Origin of the sequence: Providencia sp. Je.9.19 (assembly GCF_051129765.1) — a bacterium.
Lineage (GTDB): Bacteria > Pseudomonadota > Gammaproteobacteria > Enterobacterales > Enterobacteriaceae > Providencia.
In genome coordinates, this window is sequence record NZ_JBCPSS010000005.1 from 217105 (window position 1) to 237479 (window position 20375).

Annotated in this window: 19 protein-coding genes; 3 read left to right on the forward strand and 16 right to left on the reverse strand. The window is 40.4% G+C overall.

Annotated features, from left to right (window positions below):
* Window positions 1-7 precede the first annotated feature (7 nt).
* Window positions 8-1768 (reverse strand): PTS ascorbate-specific subunit IIBC, encoded by a 1761-nt coding sequence (locus tag AAZR93_RS17260; protein WP_434720534.1) that lies wholly within the window; start codon window positions 1766-1768, stop codon window positions 8-10.
* 402 nt (window positions 1769-2170) lie between these two features.
* On the opposite strand from AAZR93_RS17260, the gene ulaR reads away from it, so the two are divergent.
* Both ulaR and ulaG read left to right on the forward strand, forming a co-directional pair.
* Window positions 2171-2926, forward strand: a complete 756-nt coding sequence (gene ulaR / locus AAZR93_RS17265) for an HTH-type transcriptional regulator UlaR (protein WP_294101654.1) — start codon at window positions 2171-2173, stop codon at window positions 2924-2926.
* A 115-nt stretch (window positions 2927-3041) separates the two neighbouring features.
* Window positions 3042-4109 carry an L-ascorbate 6-phosphate lactonase gene (gene ulaG, locus AAZR93_RS17270; RefSeq protein ID WP_434720535.1) on the forward strand — a complete coding sequence of 356 codons (1068 nt, stop codon included), beginning with the start codon at window positions 3042-3044 and terminating at the stop codon, window positions 4107-4109.
* Between the two features lie 94 nt (window positions 4110-4203).
* On the opposite strand, the gene glmS is transcribed toward ulaG, so the two are convergent.
* The 15 genes from glmS to asnC all read right to left on the reverse strand — a co-directional run bounded on the left by glmS (window position 4204) and on the right by asnC (window position 19210).
* Window positions 4204-6036 carry a glutamine--fructose-6-phosphate transaminase (isomerizing) gene (gene glmS, locus AAZR93_RS17275; RefSeq protein WP_294101660.1) on the reverse strand — a complete coding sequence of 611 codons (1833 nt, stop codon included), beginning with the start codon at window positions 6034-6036 and terminating at the stop codon, window positions 4204-4206.
* 205 nt (window positions 6037-6241) lie between these two features.
* Entirely contained in the window at window positions 6242-7615 is a 1374-nt protein-coding gene (gene glmU, locus AAZR93_RS17280; protein ID WP_434720536.1) for a bifunctional UDP-N-acetylglucosamine diphosphorylase/glucosamine-1-phosphate N-acetyltransferase GlmU, read from the reverse strand.
* A 182-nt stretch (window positions 7616-7797) separates the two neighbouring features.
* On the reverse strand, window positions 7798-8223 hold the full coding sequence (locus tag AAZR93_RS17285) for a F0F1 ATP synthase subunit epsilon (RefSeq protein WP_294101666.1): 426 nt from the start codon (window positions 8221-8223) through the stop codon (window positions 7798-7800).
* A gap of 21 nt (window positions 8224-8244) precedes the next feature.
* Window positions 8245-9627, reverse strand: a complete 1383-nt coding sequence (gene atpD / locus AAZR93_RS17290; RefSeq protein WP_294101669.1) for a F0F1 ATP synthase subunit beta — start codon at window positions 9625-9627, stop codon at window positions 8245-8247.
* Window positions 9628-9661: 34 nt separating this feature from the next.
* A complete protein-coding gene (gene atpG, locus AAZR93_RS17295) occupies window positions 9662-10525 on the reverse strand; it encodes a F0F1 ATP synthase subunit gamma (RefSeq protein ID WP_294101672.1) in 864 nt (287 codons plus the stop codon).
* Between the two features lie 55 nt (window positions 10526-10580).
* Complete coding sequence (gene atpA, locus AAZR93_RS17300) at window positions 10581-12122, reverse strand: F0F1 ATP synthase subunit alpha (RefSeq protein ID WP_294101675.1); 1542 nt, start codon at window positions 12120-12122, stop codon at window positions 10581-10583.
* Window positions 12123-12136: 14 nt separating this feature from the next.
* Window positions 12137-12670: a F0F1 ATP synthase subunit delta gene (gene atpH / locus AAZR93_RS17305; RefSeq protein ID WP_294101678.1), complete on the reverse strand. Its 534-nt coding sequence runs from the start codon at window positions 12668-12670 to the stop codon at window positions 12137-12139.
* An 11-nt stretch (window positions 12671-12681) separates the two neighbouring features.
* On the reverse strand, window positions 12682-13152 hold the full coding sequence (gene atpF, locus AAZR93_RS17310) for a F0F1 ATP synthase subunit B (RefSeq protein WP_294102575.1): 471 nt from the start codon (window positions 13150-13152) through the stop codon (window positions 12682-12684).
* Between the two features lie 58 nt (window positions 13153-13210).
* The gene (gene atpE, locus AAZR93_RS17315) at window positions 13211-13450 is read right to left on the reverse strand and encodes a F0F1 ATP synthase subunit C (protein ID WP_004393045.1); all 240 of its coding nucleotides are present in this window, start codon (window positions 13448-13450) and stop codon (window positions 13211-13213) included.
* A 46-nt stretch (window positions 13451-13496) separates the two neighbouring features.
* Complete coding sequence (gene atpB / locus AAZR93_RS17320) at window positions 13497-14315, reverse strand: F0F1 ATP synthase subunit A (protein ID WP_294102558.1); 819 nt, start codon at window positions 14313-14315, stop codon at window positions 13497-13499.
* A 33-nt stretch (window positions 14316-14348) separates the two neighbouring features.
* A complete protein-coding gene (gene atpI, locus AAZR93_RS17325; protein ID WP_294102559.1) occupies window positions 14349-14726 on the reverse strand; it encodes a F0F1 ATP synthase subunit I in 378 nt (125 codons plus the stop codon).
* A 599-nt stretch (window positions 14727-15325) separates the two neighbouring features.
* Window positions 15326-15949, reverse strand: coding sequence for a 16S rRNA (guanine(527)-N(7))-methyltransferase RsmG (rsmG, locus tag AAZR93_RS17330; RefSeq protein WP_294102560.1), 624 nt, complete (start codon window positions 15947-15949; stop codon window positions 15326-15328).
* A gap of 1 nt (window position 15950) precedes the next feature.
* Complete coding sequence (gene mnmG, locus AAZR93_RS17335; RefSeq protein WP_294102561.1) at window positions 15951-17840, reverse strand: tRNA uridine-5-carboxymethylaminomethyl(34) synthesis enzyme MnmG; 1890 nt, start codon at window positions 17838-17840, stop codon at window positions 15951-15953.
* A gap of 376 nt (window positions 17841-18216) precedes the next feature.
* On the reverse strand, window positions 18217-18657 hold the full coding sequence (gene mioC / locus AAZR93_RS17340) for an FMN-binding protein MioC (protein ID WP_294102562.1): 441 nt from the start codon (window positions 18655-18657) through the stop codon (window positions 18217-18219).
* Window positions 18658-18748: 91 nt separating this feature from the next.
* The gene (gene asnC, locus AAZR93_RS17345) at window positions 18749-19210 is read right to left on the reverse strand and encodes a transcriptional regulator AsnC (RefSeq protein WP_294102563.1); all 462 of its coding nucleotides are present in this window, start codon (window positions 19208-19210) and stop codon (window positions 18749-18751) included.
* Window positions 19211-19370: 160 nt separating this feature from the next.
* On the opposite strand from asnC, the gene asnA reads away from it, so the two are divergent.
* Entirely contained in the window at window positions 19371-20363 is a 993-nt protein-coding gene (asnA, locus tag AAZR93_RS17350; RefSeq protein WP_294102564.1) for an aspartate--ammonia ligase, read from the forward strand.
* Window positions 20364-20375 lie beyond the last annotated feature (12 nt).

Genomic DNA, 20375 nt, shown 5'->3' on the forward strand with positions numbered 1-20375 from the left:
ATATTATTTATTGAGATTCACTAAAATTAGTCTTAATAATATCGAGAAGTTCATCACCAAATGAATTTGGATTCAGCATATTTTGCACCCCTAAAACAAATTTACCTTCACCTGGGTCCATCTCTGCTGAAAGGTGTTTTGACGAAACAATGATATCTGTGGCGCTAAGTTTTGATTTGTAATCTGAAACTGCACAAGAGTCCATAACATGAGGAATGCCTTTCGCTTCGAGATACTTAGCAATTTTCATTTTCATCATCATGGATGAACCTTGACCATTACCGCACACAGCAAGAATACTAACAGGCCTAACTCGACTTAATTGTTCAGAGACTTGTTCGGCTATTTCAGCAACTTCAATTTCTTCAATCTCATTAACCAAAGCAGCTGCATCTTCTTCTGCACGTAATTTTTTTGATGCAAAATACATATAAACCAATGCGAGTGCGATTAAGATAAAGAAGAAATATTTAGAAATTGAGAGGCCTTGCATAATAGGTGGGAACACCAGTGCCCAGTCAGCCATACCCATCCAACCACTAAATTGTGTTCCTTGCTGGCTAATCAAATCAATTGCCCAAGCCGAACCAACAACTTCAATAATTCCCATGATGAAACAAATTTTCATCACAGCTTTCCAACCACCAAAGTGATTAGCGAATACCCCAATTGTGGCATTTGAGAAAAACATAGGAATAAAACCGGGAATAATCATGATGGGAGAGCTGAACGCTAACATGATCAATACTGCTGTAAATTGTCCTAATGCACCCCACATAAAACCAAATACCATCGCATTTGGCGAAAATGCATAAATAGCCGCACAGTCGATAGCTAATACCGCATTTGGAATAACGCGTTCTGAAATTCCTTTAAAAGCCTCGGAAAGTTCAGCAACAAACATCCGTACACCCGTGACGATAATTTGAATCGCTACAGCAAATTTAAGGCCAGTTTCAAGAATATAGATAGTCCAATGGGTTTTTCCTGCCATCTCTTGCAGATTAGTTAAACCGAAAGAAAGCAAAATAATGCCAAAGAAAACTGTCATCACAATAGCTGTCGCGGCGATACTATCATGAAAAATATGTAACCATTTAGGGAGTTTTAGATTATCAACACTATCATTTTTATCCCCTAATTTTGGTGCAACTTTCACTGCAATCCATGATGCAGCCTGCTGTTGATGACCAATTGAAAATCCAGCGCCACCTGTAACCGCTTCTGTGGGTTTAAACATGATATTAGAGAATATACCCCAATATAATGCGATGATTATTGCCGAGTAAATAATGGTCTCCCACATACTCGAGCCCATAACAAAATAAAATACCGCTACTAATCCAGCTTGCTGGAACATAATATGTCCGGTAAGCATAATGGTTCGTATACCTGTAACGCGACGAAATAACACCAGTAAAATGTTAATCGCCAATGCGAGTAAAACGATATACCCAACCCATGAATAATCATCACCCATGGTTTCCATAGTGGCCATCATCGAAGTATAAGGGTCAATCACAGAACCAGTAAGATGGTGGTACTCAGCCATTTTCGCAATAACGGGCTTAAAACTGGAAACAAGCGAATCAGCGCCGACTTGTACTAACATAAAGCCAACGATTGTTTTAATTGTACCTTTGAGAATGGTAGTACCATCTCTTCTGAGCAACCAATAACCAATAAGAGTTACTAAGCCCAGCAAAAGCGGGGCTTTAGTCATTACTTGGCTATAAAAAATATAGAAAGAATTGTACAAAAAATCCATATTTTTACCCTTAAATCAAATTGTATTTGAATTATTATCTAGATTAAAAACACATTACCCTGATCACAGACAGCATTCTCACGTTATAATCAAATAATTAACCAATCCAGTCACTCAAGAACACATAACAATCAAAAGTAATCACCATTTGTGCATTTATGATTATTTAGTTTAGGCTTGTTTGACTAGTAGAAAACCACACAATTGTAGAGCTGATCACAGTTAATATATAAAAACCAATAAAATACAAATAGTTAAAATAATTAATATCTAATATGTATTTTTATTGTTTGAGTTATTGACATTCTCACCCATGATAAATAGAATCAAACACAATCATTTTGAATCATTAAGTTATCATGGCTAAGCAAGAATATGATTTATACACATAAGGCTATGGACATGAATGAAACACAAAGACACTTTGAAATACTGTCTTTACTTAAAGAAAATCAAGTAATTAGCATATCACTAATTACTAAACATTTTAATATATCACCAGCAACCGCACGTCGTGATGTAGCTAAATTGGATGAGCAAGGCAAACTGAAAAAAGTACGTAATGGTGCGGAGCGATTAGAAAATAAAAAAAATAAATGGTCACCACTAAATATAAATAGAACTGACCACTATGAAGAAAAATCGCAAATAGCAATCAAAGCAGCAGAGCTTTGCCAACCTGGCGATAGCGTTGTTATTAACTGCGGCTCTACCGCTTTTCTTCTTGGGCAAAAATTATGTAGGAAAGATGTACAAATCGTCACTAACTACTTTCCTCTTGCCAGTTATTTAATTGAGCAAGAACACGATGATGTCGTATTAATTGGCGGCCAATATAACAAAGAGCAGAACATATTTCTTAATCCAGCACTCCATACACTAATGGGATACGCAGGTAACTGGATGTTCACCTCAGGAAAAGGTTTAACCGAAGCTGGGTTGTACAAGTCAGACATGCTAACTGCTGTTGCTGAGCAACAGATGTTAGACCAAATTGATAAATTAGTTGTTGCTGTTGATAGTTCAAAAGTGGGAAGCCGAACGGGTATGTTATTTTGCCCAACCAATAAAATTGATTATTTAATTACTGGAAAAAATGCCGATCCAAAAATTATTAAAGCAATCAAAGCGCAAGGCACTCACGTTATACTGGTTTAATTAGTTTTTGCCAGCTTATTCAACTAATTAAAAATTTATTTTGCATATCGCCTTATTATTTTAAATAAGGCGCTAATCCCTTACATTTTAAATTCATGAAAGAGAAGGTATTACTATGAGTAAAGTAAATGAAATCACCCGTGAATCTTGGATATTAAGCACTTTCCCAGAATGGGGAACCTGGCTCAATGAAGAGATTGAAAAAACGGTCGTCGAACCAAATACCTTCTCTATGTGGTGGTTGGGATGTACGGGTATTTGGTTGAAAAGCGCCGGCAATACGAATATTTCAATCGATTTTTGGTGTGGAACAGGTAAAAAAACCCAGAAAAATGCCTTTATGAATCAACAACATCAAATGATGAGAATGGGCGGAGTCGAAGCTCTGCAACCTAATCTACGTACTGCAATTTTCCCATTAGACCCTTTTGCCATCAAAGATGTCGATGCCATTTTAGCGTCCCATGACCACGCTGATCATATAGACGTTAACGTCGCGGCGGCTGTACTACAAAATTGCGGTGACCATGTGAAATTCATCGGACCACAAGCCTGTGTTAATCTTTGGCTAGGTTGGGGCGTACCTGCTGAGCGCTGTATTGTTGCTAAAGTCGGTGATGTGATTGAAATTGGTGACATGAAAATCCGCGTTTTAGACTCTTTCGACCGCACAGCATTAGTCACGCTACCAAAAGGCGTATCTTCTTATGACAAAGACATCCTTGATGCAATGGATGAACGCGCGGTTAACTACCTAATTGAAACCACCGGCGGCTCTATCTATCATTCAGGTGACTCACATTATTCAAATTACTATGCCGCTCACGGTAATCGCTATGATATCGATGTTGCACTACTTTCATTTGGTGAAAACCCACGCGGTGTCACCGATAAAATGACCTCCTCTGATATCCTGCGCGCAGCTGAATCATTAGATTGCACCACCGTCATTCCATTCCACCATGATATTTGGGCTAATTTCCAAAACGACCCGAGAGAAATTGAAGTTCTATGGAATATGAAAAAAGAGCGTTTACAATATAATTTTGCACCATTCTTCTGGCAAGTTGGCGGCAAATATACTTATCCAACAGATAAAGGCCGCATACATTACCAGCATTTCAGAGGCTTCCAGGATATCTTTAAAAATGAGCCTGAATTGCCATATAAAGCATTCCTTTAATTTCTAAGAATTTAACTATAAAAAAATCCGGTATGATTTTTAAAGTCATACCGGATTTATTTTATACGATAAATTCAATATATCGCTTAATCCATTACTCTACAGTTACAGACTTCGCCAAATTACGAGGTTGGTCGACATCTGTACCTTTAATTAAAGCCACGTGATATGACAATAATTGCAGTGGAACAGTATAGAAAATAGGCGCGATCAGCTCTTCAACATGTGGCAGTGAAATAATTTTCATATTTTCACTTGCCTCAAAACCTGCATCTTGATCAGCGAAAACATATAATAAGCCGCCACGAGCACGCACTTCTTCAATGTTTGATTTCAACTTTTCTAACAATTCATTATTCGGCGCGATAATAATCACAGGCATATCAGCATCAATCAGTGCTAATGGGCCATGTTTTAGCTCACCAGCGGCGTATGCTTCCGCATGAATGTAGGAAATCTCTTTTAATTTCAAAGCCCCTTCAACCGCGATAGGGAACTGTTCACCACGACCTAAGAATAGTGCATGACTTTTATCAGAGAAATCTTCCGCCAGCGCTTCAATCACTTTATCTTGAGACAACATACTTTCAATACGCGCAGGTAAAGCATGTAGCGCGTTCGAAATATTTTGCTCTAATTCAGGATTAGCACCTTTTAAACGGCCCATATATGCCACTAACATCAACAATACTGTCAGCTGAGTGGTAAAGGCTTTAGTTGATGCAACACCGATTTCAGCGCCCGCTTTCGTCATCAAGGCAAATTCAGACTCACGGACTAATGAAGAACCAGCAACATTACAGATAGCTAAAGATGTCAAATAACCCAATTCTTTAGACAGACGCAAAGCTGCGAGCGTATCCGCAGTTTCGCCTGACTGAGACAGTGTTATCATCAAACTACCTTTACGAAAAGCAGGTTTACGATAACGATATTCAGAGGCTATTTCGACATCACAAGGAATTCCCGCTAGAGACTCAAACCAATAACGTGCGACCATCCCTGCATTGAAAGATGTACCACAAGCAACGATTTGAATATGCTCTACATTAGAAAGAATTTCGCTCGCTTTAGGTCCTAGCTCGCTAAGATTAATGCCATTATCTTGACTAAAACGCCCTTCTAAGGTGTTTTTAATCGCCATTGGCTGCTCATAAATCTCTTTTTGCATATAGTGGCGATAAATACCTTTATCACCTGCATCATATTGAACGCTAGATTCGATTTGTTCACGTTCAACCGCAGCACCTTGGTTATCAAAAATACGTACAGAACGGCGTGTCACTTCAGCAATATCCCCTTCTTCAAGGTAGATAAAACGACGAGTAACAGGTAAAAGCGCTAGTTGATCTGATGCTAAGAAATTTTCGCCCACACCCAGCCCAATAACTAACGGGCTACCAGAACGAGCTGCAACTAATAATTCTGGAATACGGCTATCCATAACCACTGTGCCATACGCGCCTCGTAATTGCGGGATAACACGCTGGACAACTTCGAGTAATGAACCGCCTTTTTCTTGCTCGTGATGAACAAGATGAGCAATAACTTCGGTGTCTGTCTCAGAACTAAATACATAGCCGAGTTGCTTTAGATGCTCTTTAAGCTCTAAATAATTTTCAATGATACCGTTGTGTACAACAGCAATATAACCAGATGTATGCGGGTGAGCATTTCGCTCACTTGGCGCACCATGAGTAGCCCAACGCGTATGTGCTATACCCATTCCACCAGATACTGGGTTCTTTTCAACTTCATCCGCCAGCATTTTAACTTTACCGACTTCACGTAAGCGTTGAAGATGACCTTCATGGTCAACAACCGCCATACCGGCTGAGTCATAACCACGATATTCAAGGCGACGAAGACCTTCTAATAGAATTTCTGCGATATCACGTTGTGCGACTGCACCTACAATTCCACACATAATTGATTAATTCCTAAATAATATTTTGTCGCAACCTGATTATTTTACAGTTTTCACTGTTCCCCAGCCTTGTAGAAAATGGGGTATTTTTTATCTAACTATTTTTATATTGCTACCTTAGGTAGCTATTTTATATGTAACTATTTTAAATATTTTCTAGTACTGCATTTTAAAATAGGGGAAATAAATTATTTCCCCTTAAGATTTATTTATTTTTTTTTACTGGTCGTTGCCAGTTTTTAATATGTATTTGTTTAACACGACTCACGACTAATTCGTCTTCATTTACATCTCGAGTTACCGTGGTTCCAGCACCAATGGTTGCACCGTTAGCAATCGAAACAGGGGCAATTAATTGAGTATCTGAACCAACAAAAACATCATTACCAATCACAGTCTTATATTTATTCGCGCCGTCATAATTACAGGTGATAGTTCCTGCACCAATATTCACGTTATCGCCAATTTGAGCATCACCTAAATAAGATAAGTGACCTGCTTTGGAACCAAGTCCCAGTGAGGCATTTTTTATTTCAACAAAATTGCCTACATGTGCTTTAGCTGCCAATTTAGCACCTGGACGTAAACGAGCAAAAGGTCCAACTGTACAATCAGCAGATAATTCAGAATTTTCTATGACTGAATAAGGACTAATTATTGAGTTATCGCCTATCACACAGTCTTTTAAAATACAGCCAGATTGAATTTGGACGTTATTACCGAGAGTCACATGACCTTCAATAATCACATTGGTATCAATAACAATGTCGCGCCCGTGCGTTAAAGTTCCGCGAATATCAAAACGGTCAGGATCAATTAACATCACGCCTGCTAATAATAACTTTTCGGCTTGCTCTTTTTGGTAAATACGTTCAAGAGCAGCAAGTTGCAGTCTATTATTCACGCCTTCCATTTCACTAAGACGGCTTGGATGAACAGTCGCAACCTTATTTCCTTCTTTATGAGCAAGTGCAATAATATCAGTAATATAATATTCGCCTTGCGCATTATCATTATTCAGTTGAGCCAACCAACGTTTGAAGTCTTTACCGCTTGCAACCATAATTCCTGTATTAATTTCTTGGATTTTACGTTGCGCTTCAGTGGCATCTTTTTGCTCTATAATGCCAATGACTTCATTATTTTCACGAATGATACGGCCATAACCTGTTGGGTTATCTAAAATAACAGTCAGTAAACCAATACCGCCTTCAGGTTTCACTTCAATAAGACGCTGTAAGGTGTCCTGCGCAATTAAAGGCACATCACCATATAACATAATGATATCTTCATCGTCTTGAAAGTTAGGCGCAGCTTGCTGCATTGCATGACCCGTTCCAAGCTGCTCAGCTTGTAAAACCCAATTTAAATTTTGGTCACCCAATTTATTTTTCAGTAAATCACCGCCATGCCCGTATACCAGATGGATATCTGATGCACCGATAGATTTTGCTGTATCAATAACATGCTGAACCATTGGTTTACCTGCAAGTAAATGCAAAACCTTAGGCAGCTCTGAATACATCCGTGTGCCTTTACCGGCAGCTAAAATCACGACACTTTTTCTTTGCACAGTCATATTTTCCTGAAACTCCAACTTTGGGGTGAAAGTAAACCTATTTCCTGTCTAAATTACTACATATTTCGCATAAATAAAAAAGCCAGTTAGCATAAACCAACTGGCTTCTCACTATATACCCTTTGTTTTTCAAGCTACAACCATATTGACTGTAGCTCAAATTATTTTGGGTATAGCTATAATTACATAAGCTTTTTAGTCAATTCGATTACTCGAAGTTTGGCTATTGCTTTTGCAAGTTCTGCCGATGCCTGAGCATAATCAACATCACCGTGTGCTTTGCGAATATGTTCTTCCGCTTTGCGTTTAGATTCCACTGCGCGAGCTTCATCTAAGTCTTTACCACGGATAGCTGTATCAGCAAGTACGATAACACCTGTTGGCTGTACTTCTAAAATACCGCCTGAGAGGTAAATTAGCTCTTCTTCACCAAACTGCTTAGTAATACGTACCATGCCCGGTTTTATGGCAGTCAGCAGCGGGGTATGCTGTGGATAAATCCCTAGCTCACCTTCACTACCTGTTACCTGAATTTTCTGTACTAGGCCTTCAAACAAACGTTTTTCGGCACTAACCACATTCAGGTAGTATGTCATTGCAGATACCATATCAACCTCCTGTCAGTCGGATTAAAGCTTTTTGGCTTTTTCCACTGCTTCGTCAATGGTACCAACCATATAGAACGCCTGCTCTGGCAAATGGTCGTAATCACCGTTCAGAATGCCACTGAAGCCACGAATAGTGTCTTTCAGGGAAACGAACTTACCAGGTGAACCCGTAAAGACTTCAGCAACGAAGAATGGCTGAGACAGGAAGCGCTGGATCTTACGAGCACGAGCAACAACCAGTTTGTCTTCTTCAGACAATTCATCCATACCCAAGATTGCAATAATGTCTTTCAATTCTTGGTAACGTTGCAGGATAGACTGAACGCCACGAGCGACATCATAATGCTCTTGACCAACAACTAATGGGTCAAGTTGACGACTTGTTGAGTCCAGAGGGTCAACCGCAGGGTAAATACCCAAAGATGCGATTTGACGGCTCAGAACGACAGTTGCGTCTAAGTGAGCAAATGTTGTTGCTGGTGATGGGTCAGTCAAGTCATCCGCAGGAACGTAAACCGCTTGTACGGAAGTGATTGAACCTGTTTGGGTTGAAGTAATACGTTCTTGTAGAACACCCATCTCTTCCGCCAGCGTTGGTTGGTAACCTACCGCTGATGGCATACGACCTAACAGTGCTGATACTTCAGTACCTGCTAGTGTATAACGATAAATGTTGTCAACGAACAGCAGTACGTCACGACCTTCGTCACGGAATTTTTCAGCCATAGTCAGACCCGTTAACGCTACGCGCAGACGGTTTCCTGGTGGCTCGTTCATCTGGCCATAAACCAGTGATACTTTATCCAGAACGTTAGAGTCATTCATTTCATGATAGAAGTCGTTCCCTTCACGAGTACGCTCACCAACACCGGCAAACACTGAGTAACCTGAGTGTTCAATCGCGATGTTACGGATAAGTTCCATCATATTTACTGTTTTACCAACACCCGCACCACCAAACAGACCTACTTTACCACCTTTCGCGAATGGACAGATTAAGTCCATTACTTTGATACCGGTTTCAAGCAATTCTGTTGAGTTAGCTAATTCTTCATAGCTTGGTGCTGCACGGTGAATTGACCAGCGTTCTTCTTCGCCGATATCACCTTTCATATCAATAGGGTCACCCAGAACGTTCATGATACGTCCTAGAGTTGCTTTACCTACTGGTACTTCAATTGGGTGTTCTAGGTTTAGAACTTCTAAACCACGGCTTAGGCCATCTGATGTACCCATTGCGATACAACGAACAACACCACCGCCTAGCTGTTGCTGAACTTCCAGCACCAGTTTATCTTTACCGTTCATTACCTCAAGAGCATCGTACACTTTCGGTACGTTATCTTGAGGGAACTCGACGTCCACAACGGCGCCGATTACCTGGATAATCTTTCCAGTAGCCATCTTGAATCCTCTACGTAATTCGTAAACCTAGCTGTTAAACCGCGGAAGCACCCGAAACAATTTCGGTAAGCTCCTGAGTAATGCTGGCCTGACGAGCTTTGTTGTAAACCAACTGCAACTCTTTGATCAGGTTTCCACCATTATCAGTAGCGGCTTTCATCGCTACCATTCGTGCGGCCTGCTCACTAGCCAGGTTTTCAACGACGCCCTGATAAACCTGAGACTCGATATAACGACGTAGCAGGGTATCCAGCAACGCCTTAGGATCGGGTTCATATATATAATCCCAAGACTTCTTCTTCAAAGTTTCATCATTGCTTGGAGGCAATGGCAATACTTGAAGAATAGTTGGCTCCTGAGACATTGTATTGATGAACTTATTAGTCACCACATACAGTTTATCTAAACGCCCTTCATCATAGGCTTGTAGCATAGAGTTAACTGGACCAATCAAATCTGAAAGCGTAGGGTTATCCCCCATTCCTGTAACCTGTGTAACGACATTGCCGCCAACAGACCCAAAGAATGAAACTGCTTTAGAACCGATTAAAGCCAAATCAACCTGAACATTTTTCTCAGACCATAGCTTCATGTCTGTTAACAGTTTTTTGAACAAGTTAATATTCAAACCACCGCACAGACCACGGTCTGTTGAAACAACCAAATACCCAACGCGTTTAACTTCACGCTCTTCGAGATATGGATGTTTATATTCCAGATTACCTAAAGCTAGGTGACCAATCACACTGCGCATAGTCTCCGCATAAGGACGGCTAGCCGCCATGCGTTCCTGCGATTTACGCATTTTGGACGCAGCGACCATTTCCATCGCTTTAGTGATCTTCTGCGTGTTTTGCACGCTGGCAATCTTGGAACGTATCTCTTTTGCGCCGGCCATTACTGCTTCTCCTTATTAACCAGACGGCCCATAAAAATTCACGGGCCGAATAGTATTACCAGGACTGAGTTGCTTTAAATGATTCGAGAAGTTTTTTCAACTTACCTTCGATATCATCGTTATAGTTACCCGCCTGGCCGATTTCGTTCATAAGGTCAGCATGCTCGCGCAGTGCAAAAGAAACTAATGCAGCTTCAAATGCACCAATTTTCGCTAACTCAACATCATCCAAATATCCACGTTCCGCAGCAAACAGAGACAGAGACTGTTCTGCTACTGACATCGGTGCATATTGTTTCTGTTTCAGCAATTCAGTTACTTTCTGACCATGGCTCAACTGTTTACGAGTTGCGTCATCGAGGTCGGAAGCAAACTGAGCAAACGCCGCCAGTTCACGATATTGAGCAAGTGCAGTACGGATACCACCAGACAATTTCTTGATAATTTTAGTCTGAGCAGCACCACCAACACGAGATACGGAAATACCTGGGTTAACCGCTGGACGAATACCAGAGTTAAACAGGTTAGATTCCAGGAAGATCTGACCATCTGTAATCGAAATTACGTTAGTCGGTACGAATGCAGAAACGTCACCGCCTTGAGTTTCAATGATAGGCAGAGCCGTCAATGAACCTGTTTTGCCTTTAACTTCACCTTTAGTAAAGTTTTCAACGTATTCAGCATTAACACGAGCAGCACGCTCAAGTAAACGTGAATGCAAATAGAAAACATCACCTGGGTAAGCTTCACGTCCTGGTGGACGACGCAGTAGCAGTGAAATCTGACGGTATGCAACAGCCTGTTTAGACAGGTCATCATAAACAATCAGAGCATCTTCACCACGGTCACGGAAATATTCACCCATTGCGCAACCGGAGTATGCGGACAGGTATTGCAGTGCAGCTGATTCAGATGCCGTTGCAACAACAACAATGGTATTTTCCAGAGCGCCGTGTTCTTCGAGTTTACGTACTACGTTAGAAATTGTTGAAGCTTTCTGACCGATAGCAACGTAAACACATTTGATGCCAGAATCACGTTGATTAATAATCGCATCGATCGCTAGCGCAGTTTTACCTGTCTGGCGGTCACCGATGACAAGCTCACGCTGGCCACGGCCGATTGGGATCATTGCATCAACTGATTTATAACCAGTTTGTACAGGTTGATCAACCGATTGACGTTCGATAACACCTGGAGCGATAACTTCAATTGGAGAGAAGCCATCATGCTCAACAGGGCCTTTACCATCAATTGGTTGGCCCAGTGTATTCACGATACGTCCAAGTAGACCACGGCCTACTGGAACTTCAAGAATACGACCAGTACATTTTACTTTCATGCCTTCAGCCAAATCGGCATAAGGACCCATTACAACCGCACCAACAGAGTCACGCTCTAAGTTCAATGCAATTGCATAACGGCTGCCAGGCAGTGCGATCATCTCACCCTGCATGACTTCGGCTAAACCGTGAATACGAATGATACCGTCATTAACGGACACAATCGTACCTTCATTGTGAGCTTCACTCACAACATCAAACTGAGCAATACGCTGTTTGATCAGTTCGCTGATTTCGGTGGAATTCAGTTGCATATGCTCCAGTCCCCTTAAGACTGCAAGACGTCAGTTAAACGCTCTAAGCGACCGCGGACACTTCCGTCTATGACGAGGTCTCCAGCACGAATGATCACTCCAGCAATAACAGACTTGTCAATTTTGCAATTCAGCTTAACTTTGCGTGACAGACGTTTTTCCATCGCTGCAGAAATTTTAGCTGACTGCTGTTCATTCAGTTCGGTAGCAGAAATCACATCAACTTCAATCGTTGACTCCAGCGAATCGCGCAATTGAATAAATTGTACGAGAACTTCTGGAAGCGTGGTTAAACGCCCGTTTTCAGCCATGATACGAATCAGATTTTGAACATGCTCGTCAATTTCATCTCCGCAAACAGAGATAAACGTTTTGGCTAATGTTTCTGGTGCAATAGAACCAGAAAGTAGCTCACCAACCTGTTCATTTTGCGACACCAAAGAGGTGAAGCTCAGCATATTCTGCCATTTATCAACGGATTGATTATCTACAGCAAAGTCAAAAGCTGCTTTGGCGTAGGGGCGAGCTACAGTAGCAATTTCAGACATGCCCCTCCCTCCTACAGTTCAGCGACTAGTTTATCAACGATGTCGCTGTTAGCAGCTTCATCCACGGAACGTTCTATGATCTTCTCGGCACCTGCGATAGCAAGCATCGCAACCTGTTTACGTAACTCTTCACGTGCACGTTTACGCTCAGCATCAATTTCCGCTTGCGCTTGTGCTACGATTTTTGCACGTTCTGTTTCAGCTTCTGCTTTTGCTTCTTCAATCATCATACTGCGTTGTTTATTCGCTTGTTCGATGATCACTTGCGCTTCTGCTTTTGCTTTCTTCAGTCGGTCGGTTGCGTCGGTTTGCGCTAGTTCCAGGTTCTTTTTAGCACGTTCTGCGGAAGATAAACCGTCAGCAATTTCTTTTTGACGTTTTTCTATGGCCGCCATAATCGGTGGCCATACATACTTCATACAGAACAAAACAAACAGGACAAACGCGATAGCCTGGCCGAGGATTGTTGCATTCAGATTCACAGACAATACCTCTTATTTATTAGTGAGTTAATGTTCTTAATGTGTTCCGTAATGCTAATTAGGCAACAGCGAACATTACATACAAGCCCAGACCAACAGCAATCATCGGAATAGCATCTACTAGACCCATTACGATAAAAAACTGTGTACGCAGTAGAGGTATTAAATCTGGCTGACGAGCAGCGCCTTCTAAAAATTTACCACCTAGGATGCCGATACCGATCGCAGCACCGATCGCCGCTAAACCCATCATTATAGCGGCAGCCATGTACAGCAGATCCATATTCAGGTTTTCCATGACAGTCTCCAGTTTGTTTCAGTTAATTCAATTATTGATAGAAAAATTAGTGCTCTTCAGATGCCATCGAGAGATAGACAACAGTCAGAACCATAAAAATAAAGGCTTGTAGCGTAATAATCAATATGTGGAAGATAGCCCAAGGCAGGCTTAGCAACCACTGTGACCACCACGGTAGTAATGCCGCGATAAGAATAAAGATCAATTCACCTGCATACATGTTACCAAACAGTCGTAGACCGAGTGATACAGGTTTTGATAGCAGGCTTACTCCTTCAAGAATTAAGTTTACCGGAATAAAGATAGGATGATTAAAAGGTTGAAGAGTCAACTCTTTCGTAAATCCACCAATTCCTTTCATCTTAATGCTATAAAAGATTATTAGGATAAACACGCCGATCGCCATAGATAAAGTCACACTCACATCTGCTGTCGGAACTGCACGCAGAGCAGGTAGCCCTAAATAATGCTCACCAATATATGGAAGGAAATCGATTGGTAGTAAATCCATGAGGTTCATTAAAAATACCCAGATGAACACGGTTAATGCCAACGGGGCAATAACTTTGCTCTTACCGTGATACATATCACGGACTGAGTTATCAACGAAACCAATGATCAGTTCTATTGCAGTCTGTAACTTACCGGGTACGCCACTAGTCGCATTAACGGCAACTCTTCTAAATAGCCACAGGAACAGAGCCCCGAGAACTACCGAGAAAAAAAGCGAGTCAATGTTCAACGTCCAAAATGTTGGACTAGCTTGGGGATTGACCAACTCAAAGGTACGTAAGTCTAACTGAAGGTTATTCAGATGGTGACTTATGTACTCATTTGTAGTCATCACTTCTCCTGATGCAGACATGATGCCTCTTACCCTTTTGTAGTTTAAAAATACTTACCGTTTAAAAACGGCTGGTGCAACAATCTGAACAATTAGCACCGCTAAATAGGTCAAACCCAGTGGTGTCAGTGACGCTTTAAACACACCAAAAGCAACAACTAAGACAATTATAGTTGTAACAACCTTTAGCCCTGCTCCTAACGCAAAGAACCAGGCAATGCGGACAGGTTCATCCTCTTCTTTTGCTTTTTGGATACGTGATAGCAGCATGAATACAATATTAGGTAACCAGCATGCTAACCCACCCGCAAGAGCAGAGGCTCCCCATTCTATACTATTTGCACAGAAAGCCCCACTGAGGATAACAAAAGTTATTAACTGAACAGACAACTGTTTTACAGCATTGGTGTTGTCGTAAAGGGATACAGACATAACTTTTGATGTTCTCCCAGCTCTTCTCAGCTCAGAAACGCTAAGTGTTGTATAAAACTGCCTTTGCTTAAATGTGTCAAGAGACAAAAACGAGCAAATTATACGGGCAGGCGAAATGAATTCAATCAGTAAGTAGCGAAAAGGTGAATAAATATTTAATTTTTTCGAGATAGCGCAGAATTGTCACTGTAATAATTAATAATTGATTAACAATCTGACAACTAAAAAATCTTTTATGTGATTTACATCACACTAAATATTAATGACTTTATTTATTCCATCGCATCCCTAGCCGGATAAATAAGGTTTTGATCGGTAAATCAAATAATTAACTGATACAATTTTTAATCAAAATAATGATGCAATAAATCAAATATTTAATTATTAACTATCTGTAGTGCTAAAACGATTAACTTAAAATATCCCGTTAGGATGACTTTTTCCTTTCAAATCATTATTTATGCCATTTTTTCGTTATTAGCATGTAAATTTTACGTAAAATACGAATAATATATATTCAAACTAAAATGAAATAGCCGTAACATTGTAAATGCACGGCTATGGCTCAAAAAGATAAATTTATTTGATAACAAGCAACTTTATTTTATAGATAACTTAACTAAATGGCGCTGTTCATCAAGTTCAGGAATTTCAAGTTCGATAATTGATTGCACTACAAAACCTTCAGGAAGCTCAGTAATTTCTTCATCACGTATCACGCCTTTTAAGGCATAAAATTGCCCTTCAGGAGAAGGCAGATGATGACACCAACTTAACATATCATTCAAAGAAGCAAATGCACGACTGATTACACCATCAAATCCATCTTTAGATTGATACTCTTCAACACGCGATTGAACAGGTTCAATATTATTGAGACCTAACTCATGCTGAACTTGTTTTAAGAAGCGTATACGCTTTCCTAAGCTGTCTAACAGCACGAAATGGGAATCTGGTCGAACTATTGCTAAAGGAACGCCAGGTAGACCAGGGCCTGTTCCTACATCAATAAACGTGGAGCCTGTTAGATGACCGTTCACCACTATGCTATCCATAATATGACGAATAAGCATTTGTTGAGGATCTCGAACTGACGTCAAGTTATAGGCTTTATTCCATTTAACTAATAACTCGACATACCCTACTAATTGTTGTTTTTGTTTATCTGTTAAGCTGATATCCGCTTTGGCTAACAACTGAGTCAGTTTTGATAGTAAATCCATTTTATGCACTCCGACGCAGTATGCCTTGTTTTTTTAACCAAACGAGTAAGATTGAAATTGCCGCTGGGGTAATTCCTGAAATACGGGAAGCTTGGCCAATTGATGTTGGTTTATGATCATTCAATTTAGCCATAACTTCGTTCGATAAACCTTTAACTTGTTTGTAATCAAGATCGATAGGCAATAAAGCGGTTTCATTACGTAGTTGTCGTTCGATCTCTTCTTTTTGACGAGAGATATAACCTTCATACTTAACTTGAACTTCAACTTGATCCGCAGCTTGTGGATCTTCGATCCCTGGGGCAAAAAGATTTAATGATGTTAGTAATCGATAACTTATTTCTGGACGACGTAATAAATCTTCACCGCTCGCTTCTTTAGACAGCGGAGCTGCTAAAATTTGATTAACTTCATCATGACCTTCAGATTTAGGGTGAACCCAGATATCTTTTAAGCGTTGACGTTCTTTTTCAATCAGTTCAACTTTTCGGTTGAAGTGTTCCCAACGAACGTCATCAACTAGACCTAATTCGCGACCTTTTTCGGTTAAACGTAAATCTGCATTATCCTCTCGCAGCATCAATCGGTATTCAGCGCGAGAAGTAAACATACGGTAGGGTTCTTTTGTTCCTAAGGTACATAGGTCATCAACTAGAACGCCCATATAAGCTTGGTCACGGCGTGGGAACCAACCTTCTAATCCATTGGCATATTGAGCAGCATTTAGTCCAGCAAGTAAGCCTTGAGCACCAGCTTCTTCATATCCAGTTGTGCCATTAATTTGACCAGCAAAGAAAAGGCCTTCAATAAATTTACTTTCTAGTGTTTGTTTAAGATCCCTTGGGTCAAAGAAATCATATTCAATCGCATAACCAGGACGAATGATCCTTGCGTTTTCCATTCCTTTCATTGAATGAACAATTTGCATTTGTACATCAAACGGTAAGCTGGTGGAGATACCATTTGGATAAATTTCGTTGCTTGTTAAGCCTTCTGGTTCTAAAAAGATCTGATGTGAATTTTTGTCAGCAAAACGCATGACTTTATCTTCGATCGAAGGACAATAACGAGGTCCGATCCCTTCGATGATCCCTGCATACATTGGGCTACGATCTAAATTATTTCTGATCACTTCATGTGTTTTTTCATTGGTATAGGTGATATAGCAAGGCATCTGTTGTGGATGTTGATCTTGTCTACCTAAAAATGAAAATACAGGCATTGGGTCGTCACCTAGTTGTTGCGCTAGTTGACTAAAATCGATAGTTCTTGCATCAATTCTTGGTGGTGTTCCTGTTTTTAAGCGATTAACGCGAAAAGGCAGTTCTCTCAAACGTTGTGAAAGTGAAATTGAAGGAGGATCACCTGCTCTACCACCACTATAATTTTCTAAACCAATATGAATTTTTCCATCTAGAAAAGTTCCTACAGTTAGTACCACAGATTTAGCTTTAAACTTAAGTCCCATACGGGTTACAGCACCCGTTACGATATTATTTTCAACAATTAAATCTTCTACAGGTTGTTGAAATATCATTAGATTAGGTTGATTTTCTAATGCAGTTCTCACAGCTTGTCGATACAAGACACGGTCTGCTTGTGCACGAGTAGCTCGAACAGCAGGACCTTTGCTTGCATTAAGAGTTCTAAATTGGATACCGGCCTTATCAGTGGCTGTAGCCATTAATCCACCGAGAGCATCAATTTCCCTTACCAGATGTCCCTTACCGATCCCACCGATGGCTGGGTTGCAAGACATCTGACCCAATGTATCAATATTGTGAGTCAGCAATAGGGTTTGACGCCCCATACGTGCAGCTGCCATTGCTGCTTCAGTACCGGCATGACCACCACCAATTACGATGACGTCAAATTGTTCTGGATAAAACATGTGTGAGCCTTAACGTTAGAAAATGCTAACTGTGCATTTGAGAAATGAATTCTACTCAAGTTTTAAGAATAGACCAACCCCTGTAAGCATCAGCCTTATAGTATTAAGATCTTTTTTCTTTAAGATCTCTTTATTAGATCTATTATTAGGATCGAAGGTTTCTGTGGATAAGTGATTTTTCACTATAAAGATCATTACAGTGTAAAGGATCATATACTGTGAATGATCCGTGATCTCTTTACGTATAAGCTGGGATCAAAAAAGGGACTTATACACAGGCTCTGGTCGACCTAAAAGTTATACTATGGATAACTACGGGTTAATACCACTGTTTCCCCTAAGTTATCCACATTCAACCGTTTCTTTTTTGAGCAACCTAGAGTTCGTTTGCCCATTTTTTAACCCATTCACCTGCGGGATCTTCAGGGATTTCGTGTTTTTGCACATCAATTTCTAAACAGTCGCCGATCCTTTTAGCACCTTTATTGGTTAATAAGGCATTAAGGGAATGGATCGCACCACAGAAAGTGTCATATTCTGAGCTGCCAATACCAACGGATCCAAAACTGACATTACTGAGATCAGGGGATAACGTATTTATTTCATCTGCTAGTGGTTGGATATTTTCAGGAAGATCCCCTGCACCATGTGTAGAACACACCACCAGCCATAAGCCTTCAAGTGGTAGATCATCAAGTGCAGGACCATGTTGAATTTCAGTCTCAAAGTCGAGTTCTTCTAAAATTTCAGCCATATGCTCTGCTACATACTCAGCACTACCCATTGTGCTACCACTTATAAGGGTTATTTTCGTCATGATGGTTCTCTTTCACAATAATAAGCCGCCATTGTACGCTGTGAATGAGCTGGGATCTACCTGTGGATAATGTGGTTATAGTATTTTTTTTCTAAGGGCATATCGTGCGCATAATGGGGTTCTGCAAGGAGATCAGCGTTTCTGTAGATTGAATTTCATCTATGGTTTGAATTTTGTTGATAAGTACATCTTGAAGGGAATCAATAGATCGACACATGACCTTGATAAAAATACTGTATTGACCTGTTGTGTAATAAACCTCAACCACTTCTTCTAAGGCATCTAATTTTTTTAATGCAGTATGATAATCTTTTGCACTTTTCAAAATAATGCCAATAAAGCAACAGACATCAAAACCAAGTTGTTTTTCACTAATATCAATACGAGTCCCTTTAATGATCCCCGATTGCTTCATTTTCTCAACACGTACATGAATAGTTCCTGGACTGACAGCGAATTTTTTGGCCAATTCAGCATAAGGCATACGTGCATTTCTCATTAATTCGTGAAGTATGTCACGATCGAGATTATCGATTTGATAATTTTCAGGCATTATTTACCCTCCATTTTGATGAATATTCATTTTTATACCCTTTTTGTTATCTAAAATAAACAACAATGGCTTTTTTTACCGATGGATATTGAGTTTATACCTCATTTTGTTGCTTAATCTATACATCAGCTAATACAGCAAACAAATTATGGGTAATATTATGGACAAGTCATTTATCGAACATCAGCAGCAAATTAGTTTTGTTAAATCTTATTTCTCACGTTTACTTGAAAAAGAACTTGGTCTGATTGAAGTTCAAGGTCCTATCCTAAGTCGTTTAGGTGATGGTACTCAAGATAACTTATCAGGCAGCGAAAAAGCCGTTCAAGTAAAAGTGAAATCAATTCCAGGCGCAACCTTTGAAGTTGTTCACTCTTTGGCTAAATGGAAACGCAAAACCTTAGGTCGTTTTGGTTTTAGCGAAGGCCAAGGACTTTACACTCATATGAAAGCGTTGCGCCCGGACGAGGATCGCTTAACACCAATCCATTCTGTCTATGTTGATCAGTGGGATTGGGAAAAAGTGATGGCAGATGAGGAACGTACGCTTCCTTATCTGAAACAGACAGTGGGTAAAATATACAAGGCAATAAAAGAAACAGAAGCTGCCGTAAGTAAAGAGTTTGGACTGGCACCGTTCCTGCCAGACCAAATTCACTTTATCCACAGTGAAGAGCTATTACAACGTTACCCTGATTTAGACGCTAAAGGCCGTGAACGTGCTATTGCGAAAGAATTAGGTGCTGTATTCCTTATCGGTATAGGTGGAAAACTATCTAGCGGGGAGTCACATGACGTACGTGCACCAGACTATGATGACTGGACAACTAAAAATGAAGACGGTTTTTGTGGTCTAAACGGTGACATCCTTGTTTGGAACCCTGTTTTACAAGATGCATTTGAATTATCTTCAATGGGAATTCGTGTTAGTCCTGAGTGCTTAACGCGCCAATTAGGTCTAACGCATGACGAAAAACGCATGGAATTAGAATGGCACCAAGCATTAGTTAAAGGTGAAATGCCACAAACTATTGGTGGTGGTATTGGTCAATCACGCTTAGTAATGCTACTTCTGCAACGCCAGCACATCGGCCAAGTACAATGCGGTGTTTGGGCGCCAGATATGGAAGAGTCTGTTGAAGGCATGCTTTAATAATAGACTGAT

What these genes read in the sequence shown, in the direction of transcription:
- atpA (WP_294101675.1), bottom strand. Translation starts at nt 12,122, where the DNA reads ATGCAACTGAATTCCACCGAAATCAGCGAACTGATCAAACAGCGTATT.
- atpG (WP_294101672.1), bottom strand. Translation starts at nt 10,525, where the DNA reads ATGGCCGGCGCAAAAGAGATACGTTCCAAGATTGCCAGCGTGCAAAAC.
- mnmG (WP_294102561.1), bottom strand. Translation starts at nt 17,840, where the DNA reads ATGTTTTATCCAGAACAATTTGACGTCATCGTAATTGGTGGTGGTCAT.
- AAZR93_RS17260 (WP_434720534.1), bottom strand. Translation starts at nt 1,768, where the DNA reads ATGGATTTTTTGTACAATTCTTTCTATATTTTTTATAGCCAAGTAATG.
- asnA (WP_294102564.1), top strand. Translation starts at nt 19,371, where the DNA reads ATGGACAAGTCATTTATCGAACATCAGCAGCAAATTAGTTTTGTTAAA.
- ulaG (WP_434720535.1), top strand. Translation starts at nt 3,042, where the DNA reads ATGAGTAAAGTAAATGAAATCACCCGTGAATCTTGGATATTAAGCACT.
- atpE (WP_004393045.1), bottom strand. Translation starts at nt 13,450, where the DNA reads ATGGAAAACCTGAATATGGATCTGCTGTACATGGCTGCCGCTATAATG.
- atpD (WP_294101669.1), bottom strand. Translation starts at nt 9,627, where the DNA reads ATGGCTACTGGAAAGATTATCCAGGTAATCGGCGCCGTTGTGGACGTC.
- atpB (WP_294102558.1), bottom strand. Translation starts at nt 14,315, where the DNA reads ATGTCTGCATCAGGAGAAGTGATGACTACAAATGAGTACATAAGTCAC.
- AAZR93_RS17285 (WP_294101666.1), bottom strand. Translation starts at nt 8,223, where the DNA reads ATGGTATCTGCAATGACATACTACCTGAATGTGGTTAGTGCCGAAAAA.
- ulaR (WP_294101654.1), top strand. Translation starts at nt 2,171, where the DNA reads ATGAATGAAACACAAAGACACTTTGAAATACTGTCTTTACTTAAAGAA.
- glmU (WP_434720536.1), bottom strand. Translation starts at nt 7,615, where the DNA reads ATGACTGTGCAAAGAAAAAGTGTCGTGATTTTAGCTGCCGGTAAAGGC.
- atpI (WP_294102559.1), bottom strand. Translation starts at nt 14,726, where the DNA reads ATGTCTGTATCCCTTTACGACAACACCAATGCTGTAAAACAGTTGTCT.
- asnC (WP_294102563.1), bottom strand. Translation starts at nt 19,210, where the DNA reads ATGCCTGAAAATTATCAAATCGATAATCTCGATCGTGACATACTTCAC.
- mioC (WP_294102562.1), bottom strand. Translation starts at nt 18,657, where the DNA reads ATGACGAAAATAACCCTTATAAGTGGTAGCACAATGGGTAGTGCTGAG.
- glmS (WP_294101660.1), bottom strand. Translation starts at nt 6,036, where the DNA reads ATGTGTGGAATTGTAGGTGCAGTCGCACAACGTGATATCGCAGAAATT.
- rsmG (WP_294102560.1), bottom strand. Translation starts at nt 15,949, where the DNA reads ATGGATTTACTATCAAAACTGACTCAGTTGTTAGCCAAAGCGGATATC.
- atpH (WP_294101678.1), bottom strand. Translation starts at nt 12,670, where the DNA reads ATGTCTGAAATTGCTACTGTAGCTCGCCCCTACGCCAAAGCAGCTTTT.